This is a genomic window from Nitrobacter vulgaris (assembly GCF_002028545.1).
Lineage (GTDB): Bacteria > Pseudomonadota > Alphaproteobacteria > Rhizobiales > Xanthobacteraceae > Nitrobacter > Nitrobacter vulgaris.
In genome coordinates this window covers 194,916-212,795 of the sequence record NZ_MWPQ01000049.1, presented here as the reverse complement: position 1 = coordinate 212,795, position 17,880 = coordinate 194,916, and the positions used below count along the sequence as shown (strand labels likewise).

At 62.2% G+C, this 17,880-nt stretch carries 16 protein-coding genes; 6 read left to right on the top strand and 10 right to left on the bottom strand.

The window, feature by feature from the left end; translation table 11 throughout:
* The first annotated feature begins 34 nt into the window (after nucleotides 1-34).
* From B2M20_RS13820 to B2M20_RS13805, 4 genes are all read left to right on the top strand, one after another.
* Nucleotides 35-1,273 carry an FAD-binding protein gene (locus B2M20_RS13820; protein ID WP_079447597.1) on the top strand — a complete coding sequence of 413 codons (1,239 nt, stop codon included), beginning with the start codon at nucleotides 35-37 and terminating at the stop codon, nucleotides 1,271-1,273.
* Nucleotides 1,273-2,586: a glycolate oxidase subunit GlcF gene (gene glcF / locus B2M20_RS13815; protein ID WP_079447596.1), complete on the top strand. Its 1,314-nt coding sequence runs from the start codon at nucleotides 1,273-1,275 to the stop codon at nucleotides 2,584-2,586. The genes B2M20_RS13820 and glcF overlap by 1 nt, the downstream gene beginning before the upstream one ends.
* 23 nt (nucleotides 2,587-2,609) lie before the next feature.
* The gene (locus B2M20_RS13810) at nucleotides 2,610-3,044 is read left to right on the top strand and encodes a hypothetical protein (RefSeq protein WP_079447699.1); all 435 of its coding nucleotides are present in this window, start codon (nucleotides 2,610-2,612) and stop codon (nucleotides 3,042-3,044) included.
* A 403-nt stretch (nucleotides 3,045-3,447) separates the two neighbouring features.
* Nucleotides 3,448-3,855 (top strand): META domain-containing protein, encoded by a 408-nt coding sequence (locus tag B2M20_RS13805; protein ID WP_079447595.1) that lies wholly within the window; start codon nucleotides 3,448-3,450, stop codon nucleotides 3,853-3,855.
* A 158-nt stretch (nucleotides 3,856-4,013) separates the two neighbouring features.
* Here the strand turns inward: B2M20_RS13805 and B2M20_RS13800 are convergent, their stop codons facing one another.
* The 3 genes from B2M20_RS13800 to groES all read right to left on the bottom strand — a co-directional run bounded on the left by B2M20_RS13800 (nucleotide 4,014) and on the right by groES (nucleotide 7,437).
* Nucleotides 4,014-5,210 (bottom strand): hypothetical protein, encoded by a 1,197-nt coding sequence (locus tag B2M20_RS13800; protein WP_079447594.1) that lies wholly within the window; start codon nucleotides 5,208-5,210, stop codon nucleotides 4,014-4,016.
* 106 nt (nucleotides 5,211-5,316) lie between these two features.
* Nucleotides 5,317-6,963 (bottom strand): chaperonin GroEL, encoded by a 1,647-nt coding sequence (gene groL, locus B2M20_RS13795; RefSeq protein WP_079447593.1) that lies wholly within the window; start codon nucleotides 6,961-6,963, stop codon nucleotides 5,317-5,319.
* Nucleotides 6,964-7,140: 177 nt separating this feature from the next.
* Nucleotides 7,141-7,437 carry a co-chaperone GroES gene (gene groES, locus B2M20_RS13790; protein WP_079447592.1) on the bottom strand — a complete coding sequence of 99 codons (297 nt, stop codon included), beginning with the start codon at nucleotides 7,435-7,437 and terminating at the stop codon, nucleotides 7,141-7,143.
* Nucleotides 7,438-7,743: 306 nt separating this feature from the next.
* Between groES and B2M20_RS13785 the strand changes: the two genes are divergently transcribed.
* On the top strand, nucleotides 7,744-8,295 hold the full coding sequence (locus B2M20_RS13785; RefSeq protein ID WP_079447591.1) for a hypothetical protein: 552 nt from the start codon (nucleotides 7,744-7,746) through the stop codon (nucleotides 8,293-8,295).
* A gap of 83 nt (nucleotides 8,296-8,378) precedes the next feature.
* Here the strand turns inward: B2M20_RS13785 and B2M20_RS13780 are convergent, their stop codons facing one another.
* A complete protein-coding gene (locus tag B2M20_RS13780) occupies nucleotides 8,379-9,164 on the bottom strand; it encodes a protein phosphatase CheZ (protein WP_079447698.1) in 786 nt (261 codons plus the stop codon).
* Nucleotides 9,165-9,460: 296 nt separating this feature from the next.
* Between B2M20_RS13780 and B2M20_RS13775 the strand changes: the two genes are divergently transcribed.
* Complete coding sequence (locus B2M20_RS13775; protein ID WP_079447590.1) at nucleotides 9,461-10,240, top strand: L,D-transpeptidase; 780 nt, start codon at nucleotides 9,461-9,463, stop codon at nucleotides 10,238-10,240.
* A 163-nt stretch (nucleotides 10,241-10,403) separates the two neighbouring features.
* On the opposite strand, the gene B2M20_RS13770 is transcribed toward B2M20_RS13775, so the two are convergent.
* The 6 genes from B2M20_RS13770 to B2M20_RS13745 form a co-directional block, all read right to left on the bottom strand.
* Nucleotides 10,404-11,189, bottom strand: coding sequence for a DUF2076 domain-containing protein (locus B2M20_RS13770; protein WP_079447589.1), 786 nt, complete (start codon nucleotides 11,187-11,189; stop codon nucleotides 10,404-10,406).
* 89 nt (nucleotides 11,190-11,278) lie between these two features.
* On the bottom strand, nucleotides 11,279-12,124 hold the full coding sequence (locus tag B2M20_RS13765; protein WP_079447588.1) for a ChbG/HpnK family deacetylase: 846 nt from the start codon (nucleotides 12,122-12,124) through the stop codon (nucleotides 11,279-11,281).
* The gene (locus B2M20_RS13760; protein WP_079447587.1) at nucleotides 12,121-13,167 is read right to left on the bottom strand and encodes a glycosyltransferase family 2 protein; all 1,047 of its coding nucleotides are present in this window, start codon (nucleotides 13,165-13,167) and stop codon (nucleotides 12,121-12,123) included. Before B2M20_RS13760 ends, B2M20_RS13765 begins: the two co-directional genes overlap by 4 nt.
* 84 nt (nucleotides 13,168-13,251) lie before the next feature.
* On the bottom strand, nucleotides 13,252-14,229 hold the full coding sequence (hisG, locus tag B2M20_RS13755) for an ATP phosphoribosyltransferase (RefSeq protein ID WP_079447586.1): 978 nt from the start codon (nucleotides 14,227-14,229) through the stop codon (nucleotides 13,252-13,254).
* A complete protein-coding gene (locus B2M20_RS13750) occupies nucleotides 14,226-15,401 on the bottom strand; it encodes an ATP phosphoribosyltransferase regulatory subunit (RefSeq protein WP_079447697.1) in 1,176 nt (391 codons plus the stop codon). The genes hisG and B2M20_RS13750 overlap by 4 nt, the downstream gene beginning before the upstream one ends.
* A 209-nt stretch (nucleotides 15,402-15,610) precedes the next feature.
* A complete protein-coding gene (locus B2M20_RS13745) occupies nucleotides 15,611-17,767 on the bottom strand; it encodes a TonB-dependent receptor (protein ID WP_079447585.1) in 2,157 nt (718 codons plus the stop codon).
* Between the last annotated feature and the right edge of the window lie 113 nt (nucleotides 17,768-17,880).

Here is a 17,880-nt window from a genome sequence, read left to right as displayed (position 1 = left end):
CCGGCCATGACAGCTCCGCCGCATTGAGGCAGCCGTGAACATCCTGCACATACGCGATGCCGCCGACGTTGAGGCCGCGGTGCGCACCGCCATTGCGGGCGAACAGCCGCTTGAGATCATCGGGCACGGATCGAAGCGGTCGATCGGCCATGTGATGATGACCAACGCGGTGCTCGATGTGTCGGCGCTGAACGCGGTGACCTGCTACGAGCCGAGCGAACTCATCATCACGGTGCAGGCCGGCGCACCGTTGGATGAGGTGCTGTCGCTGCTCGATTCCAAGAATCAGGAGTTTTCGTTTGAGCCGATGAATCCTGCCGTGTTGTTAGACTCCCGGTCTGGACGAGGGACCATCGGCGGCATGATTGGCGCCGGGTTAGCCGGACCGCGCCGTATCAAGGCCGGTGGCGTGCGGGACCATCTGCTCGGCGCTCACGCGGTTTCCGGCTTCGGCGACAGTTTCAAGGCCGGGGGTAGGGTGGTGAAGAACGTCACCGGCTATGATCTCTGCAAGTTGCTGGCCGGATCGTGGGGCACGCTGGCGATCATGACCGAGGTGACGCTCAAGGTGATGCCGAAGGCGGAGGCCGAGCGCACGTTGGTGTTGCGCGGGCTCGATGACCTCGCCGCCAACCGAGCAATGACGGCCGCGCTGGGTTCTCCCTACGACGTTTCGGGGGCGGCGCACACGCCGCACTCAGCTCTCAAGGCGGCGCGAGGCGCGCTGGCTGGTCTCGCATCCATGGGACAGACTGCGACGCTGTTGCGGCTGGAGGGTATCGCCGCCTCCGTCGTTCATCGCGGAGCGGCGCTTGCAGCTGACCTTGCGTCTTTCGGCGCGGCCGAATTTGTTGAGAACGCTGAATCGGCGGCGCTGTGGCGCGAGATTCGGGACGTTGCGCCCTTCGCGGCTGATGGCCCACTGGGCGCTTGGCCGGTGTGGAGGATCGTCTGTCCTCCGGCATCCGGGGGAGTCTTCGGACAGACGCTGACGCGTGAGACCGGCGGCGAGGTGATCTACGACTGGGCTGGCGGATTGCTCTGGGCGGCGCTGCCGCCGTCGGTCGATGCACATGCCGCATCGCTGCGTCGTCGGCTCGCTCCGCTCGGCGGGCACGCGACCCTGCTGCGGGCCGACGAGGGATTGCGCCGAACTGTCGATGTGTTTCATCCGCAGGCAAAAGGCGTCGCAGCGCTGGCCGAGCGGGTGCGGCAGAGCTTCGACCCCAAAAGCATTTTTAATCGCGGCAGGCTGACCCGGATGCCGATCTGATGAAAACCGAATTCACGCCCGCTCAACTGAGCGATTCTGACATTGCCGAGGCGGACAAGATCCTCCGTAAGTGCGTCCATTGCGGATTCTGCACGGCGACGTGCCCGACCTATGTGTTGCTCGGCGACGAACTCGATAGCCCGCGCGGCCGGATTTACCTGATCAAGCAGATGCTCGAAAAGAACGAGCCACCAACGGCTGAGGTCGTCAAACACATCGATCGCTGTCTGTCGTGTCTTGCCTGCATGACGACCTGCCCCTCCGGGGTCAATTACATGCACCTGGTGGATCAGGCGCGTGTCAAAATCGAGAAGGAGTATGCGCGCCCGGTTTCCGAACGGCTGCTTCGAGCCGTTCTCGCTTTCGTGCTGCCGCGGCCGAGAATCTTTCGGGTCAGCATGACCCTTGCGCGCTTCGGGCGGCCATTCGCAGCCCTGCTGCCGGGCTCGAAGGGGGGCGTGACGCCGACGTTGCTGCACAGGATCAAGGCGATGTTGGCGCTCGCGCCCGCGTCGCTGCCCTCTCCCGGAGCGGCTGCGGGAAGTGTGTTTCCAGCGACGGGTATGAGGCGTGGCCGCGTCGCTCTGCTGCAAGGCTGCGCCCAGCAGGTGCTGGCGCCGCGTATCAACGAGGCCGCGATCCGCCTGTTAACCCGTCACGGCGTCGAAGTGGTGCTGGTGGCGGACGAGCAGTGTTGTGGCGCGCTGACACATCACATGGGCGACGATCGGGACGCCCTGGCGCGTGCGCGGGCCAACATCAGAGCCTGGACCCGCGAAGCGGAACGGGATGGTCTCGATGCCATCCTGGTCACGACCTCTGGCTGCGGCACCGTCATCAAGGATTACGGTTACCTGCTGCGGGAGGACCGCGACTTCGCCGGACCTGCCGCGAAGGTCTCAGGCTTGGCCAAGGATATCACGGAGTATGTCGCCAGCCTCGACCTGCCGCCGCCGCCGAGCCGCAGCGAGCTTGTCATCGCCTATCACTCCGCCTGTTCGCTTCAGCATGGCCAGAAAATCACGCAGCTTCCGAAAGATTTGCTTTTCAAGAATGGATTCGTAGTGAAAGATATACCCGAGGGTCATTTGTGTTGCGGTTCGGCGGGGACATACAACATTCTCCAGCCTGACATTGCGGGCCGACTGCGCGACCGAAAGGTCGCCAACATCGCAAGCGTCAAGCCGGACATGATTGCCGCCGGAAACATCGGGTGCATGATTCAGATTGCCGGCGGAACGTCGGTCCCTGTTGTTCACACGATTGAACTTCTCGATTGGGCGACGGGCGGCCCTCGGCCAGGACTGAATTGATCGGCGGCAACAGGAGGATCACGATGGCTAAGAAAGCTAAGAAATCCAGCAAGGCGAAGGGCGTTAAGGCCAAGAAGAGCAAGAAGAAGGCCGTAGCGGCGAACAAGAAATCCACGAAGAAGTCCGCAAAGAAGTCTGGCAAGAAGGCGGCGAAGACGGCTTCAAAAAAGAAGGCCGTGAAGAAGAAGTCGGCAAAGAAATCAGCGAAAAAATCCGCCAGAAAATCTCCAGGGAAATCCACCAAAAAATCCGCCAAGAAGTCAGCCAAGAGATCCACCGGTAAATCCGCAAGGAAGCCGGCGGCGAAGCGCAGGGCCTCGACGAAAAAGGCAGTGGCCAAGCGCGCCGCGCCAAAGCCCACCCCTGTGCCGGACACGAGTTGGGCGATGGCTGAGCCTGCGGCTCCGTCCTATGGCCATACGGATCAAACCCCCGGGTCGGGAGAGGACGGCACTTAAAGCAGATGAGGTTGGTTGAACCGACCGCCTCGTCATTGCGAGCCGGGGACCGATTAATTGGTTTGCGCCGGTTTGCGCGTGAAACGAGACAATCCAGAGGTTGAAGAAAAAGCTGGGTTGCTTCGTTGGCGTTGGGATGCCGCCACACGTCGCCATCGGCCGGCTCGCAATGACGTTGATCAACGCACTATAGCATTTTCGAGCGAAGTGGATGCCGGCTCGTGTGAAGAAAACGCGTCAAAAAGCTCTTAGCATGATCCCAACCCGAAGAGCCGAGCAAAGTGGAAATCGGTTTCGAGAAGATCGCGCTCGATCCCAAAGATGACGAGAGGCTGATTCCAGTCCGTTCAACTTGTAGAACGGCGACTGGTTCTTTCAGTCTCAGCTCGTTCAATGAGGGCAGATGGCTGCAAGGTTTGGGTTCGTGTTGGGTGTGGTCCTGGTCGCGCTGGGAGCCGCCGGCGCGTGGCCGGCGTCGGCGCAGGATGGATTTCCGTTCGGTTTCGAGATGACGCTGGATGCATCGCCGCAGCCCGGTTCGAAGCGGGTGCCATCGCTGGACATTGACGACAGTGGCGGGGTCAAACTCGAATTGTGGTGCAAAGGCGGAAGAGGCCAGTTTTCGGTTGCCGGCAACACCGTCATCTTCGCGGCCGGTCCGTTGGAGGATCGCTCCTGTCCGCCGGAGAAAGCTCAGGCCGATGACGATCTGGCTGCGGCGCTTTCCGCTGCCGTGACCTGGGAGCGACAGGACGATGAGATCTCGTTTGTCGGACCGACCACGCTGCGCTTTCATCTTAATACAAATTAGAGCGTTTCAAGCGAAGCGGATCCGGTTCGCGTGAAGAAAACGCGTCACAAAGGTAGAGTCCTTGCACCGTTTCCGTGAAGCGGTGGAGCACTCTAGATTGTGAGTTATGCCGTGCGTGTACGGATCGCGATTCCTTTGCCGCGAAGACCGGATACCCGCTATTTCCAGGCCGATTTGTCGACGTCCCAGCGCTGGGCTTTGAACTGTTTCGCCAGCGCATCCAGCGTGCCGCTGTCATTGGTCTCGTTACTCTCGCCGTCGTCCGCTGACAGATCGTCGGTAAGACCGAGCCTCGGCCCATCGGTTTCGTCCGCAGTGCTAGTCGAGGGAGCGCCGAACCAAAGCATGATGTGATCGGATTCATCGGGCCTGTCAGGGCCTGGCAATGCTGTCACTTTGATGGTGTCGGTCAACCCGAGCGCCGGAACCAGCACGCTGGGGCGTTTGAACGTCAACGTCAGTTTGCCGGTGTTGTCACTCCATTTTGCTGACGCCGGCTTTGCATTCAAAGCTTTTTCCAGCACACCGGAGATAGCGGTCGCAAGCTTGTCGCGATTGAGTTTGCCCTTGTCACGCCATTCTGCGGCCGGAAACCGGATGGTGCGCTCCATATCGAACATCCCGGCGCTCCAGCCCGCGGCGACCACGCCGGGCGTTGCTTTCAACCGAGCGAGAAGGGAGGGGGAGCGCTCAGGATCGACGTTGATGTCGATGACCTGCGCTCCCGCCCGCAGCGCCTCGCAAGTCACCTCGAGGCTGTTCAGCAGCACCTCGACATTTTGTTCTCTCAAACTTTTGAGCAGGTCGATCGCTGCGTCGATCTTCACTTTCACGGCGATTGCTTCGGGAGATACCTCGGTGAAATCCTTCGGCGATGCGCTGATGCCGTCATCGGTCATCCGGGCATCGTTGAACTCAGCCTCGCTGAGGTCGGAATTGTCTGTCGAGGTCACGTCGGTAACTTTTTGGCCGACGCTGATCCTGCCCCCGAACTCGAAGGTATCGCCTGTGGGCTTGCGTGTGAGCTTCACCGTGACCGGCAGCTTGTCGGCGATGCTTTGTGTGCTGCCGGTCAGGGTCGAACCGTTCACCGCGAGGTTGGCGACGAAGCGGTCCTTGCGGCTCGAGCCTTTCTCCGCAGGGTAACACACATCGAGAACGGCGCCCGTGACCGTCTTGCCCTGGCGGGTCTCTTTAAGGATAACGTCCGCATTGCCCTCCATCAGTCCGTCGATGGAGGTGAAGTATCTCACCTCCGCGCCGGGCGTAGCTTTGGGAAGCGGCCGGTCTTGCGCCCGCAGAGGTCCCGGTAAAGCCATCGTTAGACTGATCAGGCACAGCCGCAGCGCGCGCATGGAGAATCCCCGCTTGTCGAATCGGCCCTTACCCTAAAACCCACTTCGCGAAAAAAGAAGGCCGCCCGGAGGCGGCCTTCTGACGAAGTCGTGCCGTTGAAGGAGTTCAAAAGCCCATGCCGCCCATACCACCCATTCCGCCGCCGCCCGGCGGCATAGCCGGAGGCTCTTCCTTGGGCAGTTCGGCGACCATGGCTTCGGTGGTCACGAGCAGCCCTGCGATCGACGAGGCATCCTGCAAGGCGGTGCGCACGACCTTGGCGGGATCGACGATGCCCTTGGCGATCATGTCGACATATTCTTCCTTTTGGGCGTCGAAGCCGAAGGTCTCGGTCTTGTTTTCGAGAACCTTGCCCACCACGATGGAGCCCTCGACGCCGGCATTTTCCGCGATCTGACGGATCGGCGCTTCCAGCGCCTTCAGTACGATGTTGATGCCGGCCTGCACGTCCGGGTTGTCGTTGTTGATGCGGCCGACCGCCTTCTTGGCCCGCAGCAGCGCCGTGCCCCCGCCGGGCACGATGCCTTCCTCCACAGCGGCGCGCGTGGCGTTGAGCGCATCCTCGACGCGATCCTTCTTTTCCTTGACCTCGACCTCGGTCGCGCCTCCGACACGGATTACCGCAACGCCGCCGGCGAGCTTGGCCAGACGTTCTTGCAGCTTCTCGCGGTCATAGTCGGAGGTGGTCTCCTCTATCTGCGCCTTGATTTGTCCGACCCGTGCCTCGATGTCCTTTTTCTTGCCGGCGCCGTTGACGATGGTGGTGTTCTCTTTGTCGATCAGCACTTTCTTGGCGCGGCCCAGCATATTAACGGTGACGTTCTCGAGTTTCATGCCGAGCTCGTCGGAAATGAGCTGGCTGTTGGTCAGGATGGCGATGTCCTCCAGCATGGCCTTGCGGCGATCACCGAAGCCGGGTGCCTTCACTGCGGCCACTTTCAGGCCGCCACGAAGCCGATTGACCACCAGCGCGGCCAGCGCTTCGCCTTCGACATCTTCCGCGACGATCAGCAGCGGCTTGCCGGATTTCACAACCGCCTCGAGCACCGGCAGCAAAGTTTGGAGGCCGGTCAGCTTTTTCTCGTGTAGCAGGATGTAGGCGTCGTTGAGCTCGGCCGCCATTTTCTCCGCATTGGTGATGAAGTAAGGGCTAAGATAGCCGCGGTCGAACTTCATGCCCTCCACGATATCGACGTCGGTTTCGAGCGACTTGTTCTCCTCGACGGTGATGACGCCATCATTGCCGACCTTCTGCATCGCCTGCGCGATCATCTTGCCGATCGAGGCGTCGCCATTGGACGAGATGGTGCCGACCTGAGCGACTTCGGCCGAGGACGCCACCGCCTTCGCGCGCTTCCCGATGTCCTTCACCACGGCGGCGACGGCGATGTCGATGCCGCGCTTGAGATCCATGGGATTCATGCCGGCGGCAACTGCCTTCGCGCCCTCGCGGACGATGGCCTGTGCCAGCACCGTGGCGGTCGTGGTGCCGTCGCCGGCGAGATCGTTGGTCTTGGAGGCGACCTCGCGCACCATCTGGGCGCCCATGTTCTCGAACTTGTCCTCGAGTTCGATCTCCTTGGCAACGGTGACGCCGTCTTTGGTAATGCGGGGCGCGCCGAAGCTCTTTTCGATCACGACATTGCGGCCTTTCGGGCCGAGGGTCACCTTCACAGCGTCGGCGAGGATATCGACGCCGCGCAGCATGCGTTGGCGCGCGTCGCCGGAAAACTTGACGTCTTTGGCGGCCATTGAATGTTACTCCTGGTTTGTTGTGTGCCGCTTCCCTTGGGCGTCTTTGCCGAGCATAGCCGTTCGAAGAACGGCGTCGCTTCGCACCTATGCCGGCATCCATCGTTTTGAAAGATGGATGCCCGGATCATGTCCGGACATGACGCTTCAATCGAAGCGGTTGATTGCGGAGGGACGCTAGCCGACGATGCCCATGAGGTCGGATTCCTTCATGACGAGGAGGTCCTGGCCGTCGAGCTTGATCTCGGTGCCCGACCACTTGCCGAACAGCACCTTGTCGCCGACCTTGACATCGATCGGCGTGAGCTTTCCGGTTTCGTCGCGTCCGCCGGGACCAACGGCCACGACCTCGCCCTGGGAGGGCTTTTCCTTTGCCGTGTCGGGAATGATGATGCCGCCTTTAGTCTTTTCCTCGGCATCAATCCGTTTGACCACAACACGGTCATGCAGCGGACGAAATTTGGTCTTAGCCATAACGCTCCTCCGGGGGGTTCGCAGGACTCTGAATTGCCATCGATGGATGCATGCGCTCTGATTCACGACGGCCGAGCGATTCGTATCTTTTTGGCAATCATATTCCGAGAGTGCTATTCGTGGGCGGGGATATGGCTTGGCAGCCATGCTGTCAAGCAAGCCTCTTAAGCCGTTGGTGAGGGCGTGTAGGATAGACGCAAGCATGTCGTAGCTTCTCCGCCTTGGCGAGTGCGGGTGCTGCGATCTCATTTTTTAGGTCCGGCTGCTGGGGGCACAGCGGTCGGAAATTCGGTCGGGGTATTTACAATGGTCAAATCAGACGGCGGACGCGCGGCTTTGAACCTTGGGGCGGCCGCGGCCCTGGCGGTGTTTCTCGGCGGATGCGGGTCGTTCGGCTCGATCGGACTGTCGCCGCAGCCGGCGCCCCCGCCGCCCGTCGAGCCCGAGATCCCGGCCACGGTCCGTGCCGAGGAACTGGTCGGACGGTGGGGTCTTGCGTCCTATCAAAATCCGAACGACCGGTCTCGGACCGAGGCCGCGGCCAGGGCGCAGTGCAAAAATCCTTACGTGATCAGCGCAGGCGGCAATGGCGGCGTCATCATGCATCTTGCCGACGAGGCGACGCCGCAGGAGTTGCGGCTTAAGGGTAGCCAGAGTGGCAAGAACTACATCGGGCCGGAAGGCCCCCCCGGCGGTCCAAAAGATCGCGAGATCGTCTCCTTCGACGGCCACGTGCTCATCACGCGCTTCATCGACCCGGATGCGGCGACCCGCTACGGCAACATGGTTTATATCCGCTGTACGCCTGCGGCCGCGTCGGCCCCCCGCCACACGGCGGCAAAGCCACAGGCCCATTAGCCGGGCTACGCGCGATCGATTCAAACCAAATGCCCGGCGCGACGGCCGGGCATTCTCAATGAGGGATGTGACGCTTCCTGAGGCTAACCGAACAGCGCGTCGATGTCGTCCTGGGAAGCGTGTCCCTCGTCGCCTTCGAGCTTCGGACCGTTCAGCAGCTTCGCATCGCCGACGCGATCGTCGACGATCGGTGGAGCATGGGCACGGATGGCGTCCACACCGCCCCAGATATCCATCATGACATTGATATGATGCTCGATGAACTTCATCGTGCTCATCACCTTGGCAATGCGCTGGCCGGTGAGATCCTGGAAATTGCATGCCTCGAAAATCGAGATCACGCGCTCCTGGATTTCCTCGCTCAGCAACCGAGCCTGCTCCGGCGACGCCGCCTTCGACAGCGCGCTGGCCGACTGATCGATCGCTTCAGCCGCCTCCAGGATGTGTTGGGTCGCTTGCTCGGTACCTCCTACCACGGCGCCAAGCTCGTCGGTCACCTTCGCCATCTCGTCGCCGCTGAAACTCTTGCCATGTAGAACCGCGATTTCCTGCTTGGTGCGGCTGATGGCGTCGTAGATCAGATCAAGTTCGGTCTTGAGCTTTTCGCATTGCTCGATTTGTGCGCGATAGGTTTGCAGCAGCATTTGTGCTTCGGCGACCTCGCGGCTGGTGGTCCCGTCATTGGCCGCTCCGGCCGCTTCGTCCGGGCCGTCGAGGCTCGGAGCTCCCATCTGTTGGCGGATCGCCCGCAACTCCGCCATGATTTCACGATGCACCGGCATTGGCGCATCGTCGACGACGGCTGTAATAACCGGCGTGCCGCCGTTCAGGATTTCCTCGACGCGGAAGCGCTTGCGTTGAACAGCCATCATATTCCCCGGCTTTTGGACTCGATTGCCTTTTACACCGGCGTGTTTTAACGCCCGGTTCATGCGGGAACTGTTCGCGACGAATCCGCACGAATCCGCAGCGCGCAGAGCGTTTTCGTTCATGGAAAATAAACGCTACGGGAAAGAACCCCGTCATATCGACGGCGTGGTGAATCAAGCCGCCGTTCCGTTTACCAAACCGACGCGGTTTTAATTCTTAATCGCTGTGCGGGAGGGATGCGCCATTGACGTGACTCCCAGCGACCATCCACGGCAAAACAGTGCAGAGTACGTCGATGTTCAGACACATATCCTTCGCGCTCCTTGCGGGCGTGTCGCTTGCCGGCCTCGGGATCCAGCAGGCTTTTGCAAGAGACCCACAGGCCAGGTTCTTCACCCAGCCGACCGCCGTCTACGCCGATCAATCCACGCCGCAGCCGTCCGAGCAGCGCCTTGCATATGCCGAGCGGCCCAACATGGGCGGCGGCTTCATCGAGTCGCTGTTTGGAGATGTCCAGCAACAGGGATCGCATTATCCGCAACAGCGCTATGATTCGCGCCCGCTCTATGCGCCGCAACCGCAGCAGATCATGCTGCAGCAGGACGCGAGCGAGGCCGCTCATCCCGCATTCGATCCGAAATTCGAGAGGCAGCTCGTCGAATATCACGGCAAGGAAGCCGCCGGCACCATCATCATCGATACGTCGAGCAAGTTCCTTTACCTCGTGCAAGGCGGCGGCACGGCGCTTCGCTACGGAGTTGGCGTCGGCAAGCCCGGTTTTCTGTGGGCGGGCGTCAAGACGGTATCAGCGAAGAAGGAATGGCCCGCCTGGACCCCGCCTGCAGAGATGCTGAAGCGCCGCCCCGATCTTCCTCGCCACATGGAGGGCGGCCCCCAGAACCCGCTTGGCGCTCGCGCGATGTATCTCGGCTCATCGCTCTACCGCATCCACGGTTCCAACGAGCCGTGGACAATCGGCACCAACGTATCGTCCGGCTGCATCCGGATGCGCAACCAGGACGTCATCGATCTCTATGATCGGGTTCGCATTGGCGTCAGAGTGGTTGTGATCTGACGCCCGATCATCTTCCCAGATGACAACGGCCGCCTAGAGCCCCGTTTCTGACGGAATCAGAAGCGGGGCTCTCAGATTTGATCTGACGCGTTTTCTTCACACGAACCGGTATCCACTTCGCTCGAAAACGCTCCAGCCGTTGTGCTGTTGAGGACCGGAGACGTCAGGTGTCCTCTCCTTCGTCGAAGTCATCGAAATCGTCGAAGTCTTCGGCATCGATATCGTCCTGATCATGATCATGGTCATGGTCTTGGTCGAGTGAGCCAGTCTGCGATGGGTTGCCGTGCCGTTGCGATCCGAGGTCGTTCACACCGGCATCGCGTGCCAGATTGCTTCCTGATTGATCGCCGGCGCCGCCCGACGGGTTGGACGACCTGCCGAGGCTGCCGGAATCGCCGAAGCTGCTGGCACGGGCTTCGCCGCCGCCCATCATGGAGCGGATGCTATTGAGAAGCAGACCGCCGCCCACGGCTCCCGCGGCGGCGGCCGCCGCCGTTCCGAGAAACGAGCCGCCGCCCGCTTGCGGAGGCGGCGTGCCATAGGGCGAATGGCCGGCTCCCTGATCAAAGCGTCCGGCTTGTCCGGTTTGCTGCAACGCCTCACCGGTATTCCAGGCCGGGCGGCCAGAAGGCGCTGGGGGGACATTCGGGACCGAGCCGCGCGGCGCGGGGCCGCCGAATAAAGTCTCGCGCATCTGGTCGAGAAATCCGCCCCCCGAGACAGCCTGATTGCCGGCTCCGCTGGCCTCAAGCTGCTGAATGCGCTCGTCGGCGCGCTTCAGGGCTTCGTCCTGCACCAAAACCGTTTGCACCAGCGTGTAAAGCGCGTTAGGCGCGCGCCGCAGGCCCTCGGCGATAGCTGCCGCGGCGGCGGGATCGCGCGGCGTGTTTTCGACGCTGGCGAGGCGGGTGAAGAGGTCGTCAACCAACTGTCGTTCTTCCGGCGTCATGGCGCTCTCCCAAAAAGATGGCTGTTGGGATGTAGTGGTATTCTGTGTCGCAAGTAGTGCCGCCGGAGAATATTTTCGTGGCGGACAGATCAGCCCAATGTCACCCGGTTGGCAACCAGCATGTCCCCGAAGCTATCTCCGGCCAGGAATTCGTATTCCCGCTCGCGCTGGTCGGTGAGGGGATCGAGCGCGAGCAAGATTTCATCGACGAAGCCGGGGTGGCACATGATCAGACCACCATCCGGCAAACCGTTCAGAAATCCCTGCATCAGCGCGGCGAAGTCAGACTGCGCGAAGTCATAGGCGCCGGCGAAGGCCGGATTGAAGCGGATGCCGGCACGCGCGGCATGGCGACGAAATCCGGCGCTTAAAAGATCCAGGAGCAACGCCTTCGGCGTGGCGAATTGTTGCGTCAGCGGGTGTCGGCTGCGGCCACACTGCCGCACCCATGCGTCGGGTGCGGCGGTCTTGACGGCGGTCAGGAAGGCGCCCCGCACCTGAGGAAAAATCTGCACATGCTGATGGCCGTCGACATACTCGGGCGCGCGGCCGAATCGTTCCACAAACGCCGCGATCTGCGCTGTCACCTCGTCGAAAATCATCTCGGGCTCGAGCCGGCGCGACAGGCTGGCGCGCAGCATCTTCGAGAGCGGGAGAAACAACCCGCCATCCAGAGGCCGGTAATGCAGGGTGAGCGGATGAAACGGCGCGGTTAAAGTGAGGTGCAGGCCGATCGCGCAATGCGGATGGCGCGCGCACGCCACCTTCAGCGCCTCCACCTCATCGCGTCCCGCGGCGGTGCCGACCACCATCACCGACGTCGCGTTGATACGCTCCCGTTCGATGAGATCGCGGATCGCGCGGTTGACGCCCGGACTGATTCCGTAATCGTCTGCGCACAGCCGAATCCGGCGTTGCGGTTCATCGCCGCTCATTCGGCGACGGTCCGGTGCGGGCCGCCGTCGGCCGGCTCGGGTTCGGCCTGCTTCATGCTTTGCTCGGCGACGACGTAGATCGGCCGTGCCTTCAGTTCCGAGAGAATCTTGCCGATGTATTCGCCGACGATGCCGATCATCAGGAGCTGCACGCCGCCGATCGTCATCATGCCGACAAACAATGACGGATAGCCGGGAACCGACTCGCCGTCGACCCAGGTTTCCCAGAGGATAGACAAACCGAACAGGAAGGCTGCGAGCGCCAGCAGCAGGCCGAGCAGGCTGGCCAGCCGCAGCGGCGCCACCGAAAATGATGTTAGCCCCTCGATCGACAGACCGAGCAGCCGCGCGGCATTGAAGGTGGTCATGCCGTGAGTCCGAATGTCGGGCTCGTAGTCGACGCGGAACTGACGGAAACCGATCCAGCTCGCGAGGCCCTTGAAGAAGCGGTTTCGCTCCGGCATCCGGCGCAGCGCCGAAGCGGCACGAGGCGACAACAGGCGAAAATCGCCGGCGTCTTCGGGAATCCGCTGGCGCGCGCCCCAGTTGATGATCGCATAAAAGCTGTGCACGCCGATCCGCCGCAGCAACGACTCGTTCGTCCGGTGCGCCTTCGCGGTGTAGATGACGTCGTAGCCGTCGTTGATCCAGTGATCCACCAGCCGTTCCACGAGATCGGGCGAATGCTGGCCGTCGCCGTCCATGAACAGCAGCGCGCCGCGCTGCGCGTGATCCAGGCCCGCCATCAAGGCGGCTTCCTTGCCGAAATTGCGCGACAGCGAAACCACCTGCACGTCCAGCGCGGTGGCAGGAAGCGCGCGGGCGAGGTCGAGCGTGTCATCGGCGCTGCCGTCATCGACATAAACGACTTCGCAGGCGAGGCCGAAGCGCCGCCTTAGCTTTACCGCAAGCGCGCTGAGACGTTCGTGCAATTGCTGGAGCCCGGCGGCTTCGTTGTAAACGGGGACGACGATCGACAGACCTTGCGCAGATGCGGTGGCCTTATCTGCAGGCAGACCTGGAAGGCTGGTAGCTGGAGTCATCGGTCGGTTCCGACGGGGTCAATTCATTCCAGTTTGTAGGGTAGTAAGTGACAGCGTGCGCTTCAACGGGCGGAATGCACGATTCTACGTCCGCAGGAACGCTTCCAGCTTCGCGAAAAGCGGGTTCTCGCGATCGAACACATAGTCAAGCGAGGCGATCGACACCGTTTCAGCACCATGTTGCCTTAGAAAACCGGCGAGCGCGTAAAGCCGGTCCGGCGGGCAATGCAGCGTAACCATCCCGGAGGATGTTGGTCCTCCGAACGGGGAGACTACGCCGAAGCGATCATGTGCCTCTGTGAAGAGTGCAGTATCGCAGCCGGTGAAGCGGGTTCGCACCTCGCGGTATTGGCTCGCGCGGGCGCGGGCGGCGATGTGGTCGAGAATGATCCGCGTCGTTTCGCGTGCACCGCTGGACCAGTCCGCGTCGCGTGACGCGACCAGATTGGCCTGGCTGCGCAGGATCACGCCGTCGTCCAGCACCCTGAGGCCGTTGGCGGTGAGCGTTGCCCCGGTCGTCGTGATATCGACGATCATCTCGGCGGTGCCGACCGCGGGCGCGCCTTCGGTGGCGCCCGCGCTCTCGACGATGCGGTAATCGACCACGCCGTGCGAAGCGAAGAAGGCGCGGGTCAGGTTGATATATTTGGTTGCGATCCGCATCCTTCGGTTGTGCTGGGCGCGAAACCCGGTCGTCACGTCGTCGAGGTCGGCCATGGTACGCACATCGATCCAGGACTGCGGCACGGCGACAACCACGTTGGCGCTGCCGAACCCGAGGCCGTTGATCAGCGCCACGCGTTTGTCGGCGTCGACGATGCTTTCGCGGATCAGATCTTCGCCGGTGACGCCGAGATGCACCAGGCCGCGCGCGAGTTGTGACGCGATTTCGCTCGCAGAGAGATAGGCGATCTCGACGTTATCGAGCTCGGCGATAGTGCCGCGATAGTCACGTACGCCCCGCGGTTTCGAGAGCGTCAGCCCGGCGCGGGCGAAAAACGCTTCGGCATTTTCCTGCAAACGGCCTTTCGAAGGCACGGCTAGAACGAGTGGCGTGGTCATTGCGCGCTCCCGCCGATCCGGCTCGCGGAAGATACGTCTGCGGACCGCGTCAACGCCTCGATCCAGACCGCGAAGCCGACCGCCGGGATCGGTGCGGCTGCCCCAAGTCGCGTCATAAGGTCGTCGTAGCGCCCGCCCGCAACCAGTGGCTCGTCGTCCTGGTCCTTGCGCTGCAGTTCGAATTCAAAACCGGTGTAGTAGTCGACGCCGCGGCCGAAGGCGGTAGCGAAGCTGATACTATCAGTTTCTACGCCTCGCGCGGCCATGAAGCCCGTACGGCTTTCGACTTGATCGATCGCACGGTGAATATCGAGCCCGGCGTCTGAGGCGAGTGCGCGCAATTGGCCGAGCGCGTCATCCGGATCGCCCGATATCGCAAGAAACCGCTTGATGATCGTCAACGCCTCGTGCGGCAGCGCGCCGCTCTTCAGGGTGGATTGTTCGAGGAAGCGGTCGGCGATCTCATCCAAAGAACGGCCGCCGACAATGGTCGCGCCTGCGATCGACATCATGTCGGTCACCAGCGCTAAGGCCGCCTTGCGATCGGAGCCTGCGAGAGCCGCCAGCACGCCTTCGTATTCCTTGTGCCCCGGTCCGGACGCCAGCGTCAGTCGTTCAATATCCAGCGCGAGGCTGACCTTGCGGTTGAAATCCTTCATCAGCCGACGCCGCCATACCGGATAAAGGTCGAGCGAATCGATTAACGCGGTGAACAGCGCAACGTCGCCTGTACGGATGTCGACGTCGGCGATGCCGAAAGCGGCAACGGCTTCCAGACCGAGCGCGAGCATTTCGGCGTCGGCGGCGGCGCGGTCTTGGCGGCCGAATGATTCGATGCCGGCCTGCGGGAATTCGCTTGAGCGGCCGCCACGATAGCGAAACACGGGTCCGAGATAGCAGAAGCCGGCCGGCTTGCCGGCCTTGCTGGACGCGAGATAGTCGCGCGCGACCGGGATGGTGAGGTCGGGACGCAGGCACAATTCCTCGCCTCCCGAGTCGGACGTGAGGTAAAGGCTCTTGCGGATATCCTCGCCCGAGAGGTCCAAAAACGGCTCGGCCGGTTGAAGGATGGCTGGTTCCGCCTTGATATAGCCGGCCTGCATGAACGACGACAGCAGGGCCGCTGCCCGGGAGGCGGTTCGGGTCGCCCCAAAGGCGTGCGTGTCGGTCATCGGCATCGTCCAAGCTTGCGCGCCGCCCACGGGTGTCGCGCCTCCTGCCTAACATATTGAAATTCGACGTATATCGATGGCATGGCGAAGGGCGCCGCGCCGCCGGTCAACATCATTGCGGCAGCCCATAGCACGGCGGGCGGTGAGTTTCGACCTCGTTCCGCCGGCTATTTGCCGAGAAGGTTGACGGCGACGGACGGCGCCTTGCGTCAGAATTTCATCGACGCGAATAGGCGTACGTTGCGGCCGGGCTGCAACACCTCGTCCTTTTTGTAGGACTGGTGGAAGCGGATATCGTCGTTGAGCAGGTTCTCGCCCTTTAGGCCGACGGTGAGCGTCACCGGCCAGTCGCCGTTCGGCAACGTCGTCGTGTGATTGATTTCGGCGTTCAGAAGGTTATAGCCCGGCGTCGGCGTTTCAAACGCGCCGAGGTTTTTTTGGGCGAAAGCGTGCAGCAAGTTGACGCGTGCCGTCCAGCTTGCGTCGCGATAATAGACTCCGCCACCGAGCCGCTGCGGCGGAATCTTCGGCACGAAACTGCCGTCGAGGAATATCGCGTGGACGATGTCGTATTGCGCCTCGACCCCGAACACGCCGTTCCACACCCGCGCCACGTCATGCTCGATCTGGATTTCGCCGCCGGTGAAGCGGGCGTCGCGCTGCGAATAGATGATCTGGTCGTAGGTCGCGCCCGGCGTGCCGCAGGATGCGAAACTCTCGCTACAGCGGACGCCGGTGAAGTTCTTGAAGATGAAGTTCTGATAGCGGGTGTGATAGATCGACAGTTCGAAACGGGTATCGCCACGTGCGCGCTTGAAACCGAGTTCGACGGTGTTCGCCTTTTCCAGCGTCATGGTCGGATCGCCGATCTCGAACGTGCGCGGCGTATCGTGCGGTCCCTTGTAGAACAGCTCGATGGGATCGGGCGCGCGCTCGACATGCTGCAACGTGGCGCGCGCGACGATGTCGTGCGATAGATCATAGAGCAGCCCCGCGCTGGCGCTCATTGGCACGAAGCGGCGATCAACCGGAAACACCGTGGGTTGATTCGGCGGCGGCAGGAATGTCGCAGGAAACCGCGCGCCGGTGCCGTCGGTCTCGGTCTGCTCGATGCGCAACGCTGCCTGCGTTCGCAGACTTCGCGTGACCTGCAATTCCTCGAACAGGAAGGCGGCGAGATTGGCATTCTGCGCCGGAGCGAGCAGGGGATCGGTCGCGCCGGCGACCGATAAGTTGCGCCGGCTCCATTGCACGCCGCCGGAGCCACGCAATTCGCCCAGCATGGTGGCGAACGGCAGTTGCGTGACCTCGACGCGGGATTCCAACTCCTGGTTCTTAAATCGCGAACCGATCAGCGCGGCGGCGCCGACGCCGTTGATCTCGTTGTGCTTGTAGTCGGAGTAGCCGAGCCAATAGCGCACCGTATCGATGCCGCTTTCTCCCACGCGCCACTCGCCGCGACTCGCCCATTTCTGCTGGCGCAGGTCGATGTGGTTTTTCACCCTGGCGGAATCGATGCCGGGGATGAAGTAGGTCATCGCCGTATCCTGAAACGACATGCCGACAAAACCGCGATCGAAAATGTAGGAGCCGCCGACCGCGTGGCCATCGGAGCGATAGCTGGAATTGGTCTGAATGCCGCCGGGGATACGATAGTCGTTGGCCTGCCGGGCGTATGCGTCGGCATGGATCGCGACGTTGCTGCCGCCGGCATCGAGTTGTACCGCGCCGTCGCGGCCGGTGCTGACACTGTTGAGGCCGCCGCGTGCCTCGAATGCGATGCCGTTCTTCGGAATTGTCGTTGGGATGCGGTTGTTGCTGGCGCTGACCACGCCGCCTGTCGCCTGCGAGCCAAAGCGCAACGTGCCGGGACCGCGAATGACCTCGACGTTCTGTGCCGATAGCGGATCAATCGTCACGGCGTGGTCTTCCCCGAGATTGGCCATGTCGCCGGAGCCGATGCCGTTTTCCTGGGTTCGCACCCGGAAACCGCCGAGGCCTCGGATCACCGGGCGGCTCGCCACCGGCGAGAACGACGTTGCCGAGACGCCGGGCGTGGTCCCGAGCGTGTCGCCGAGCGAAGCGGCGCCGCGCCCCAGCACCTGCTTCGCCGTGAGCAGGCTTGCTGAGGCGAGGGGCACGTCGGCGCGAGGTTGTTCCGGCACGGCGGGGAGCGGCGTCGGCGCCTGCACTGGCGTCCGCGTTCGAGTGACGCGCCGAACGGCGACGCGGACGCGGCGTTTGGCGCGCTTCGGCGCGTCGACGGTGATTCCGGGCAGCAGCTGCCCTTGTGCCCGCGCCTCCATGGTTGGGGAGCCGATCAGGCACACCATCCCCGCGACCACACCCAAAACTACCCCACGCATACTTTTACTTTTTCCTGCGATTAATTTGCAATTGCATATAAGATGCAGATGCAATTCACTTGCAAGTGGAAAAAATGGTCGGAAGCCGAGAGAGGCAGGAATACGTCATGGCA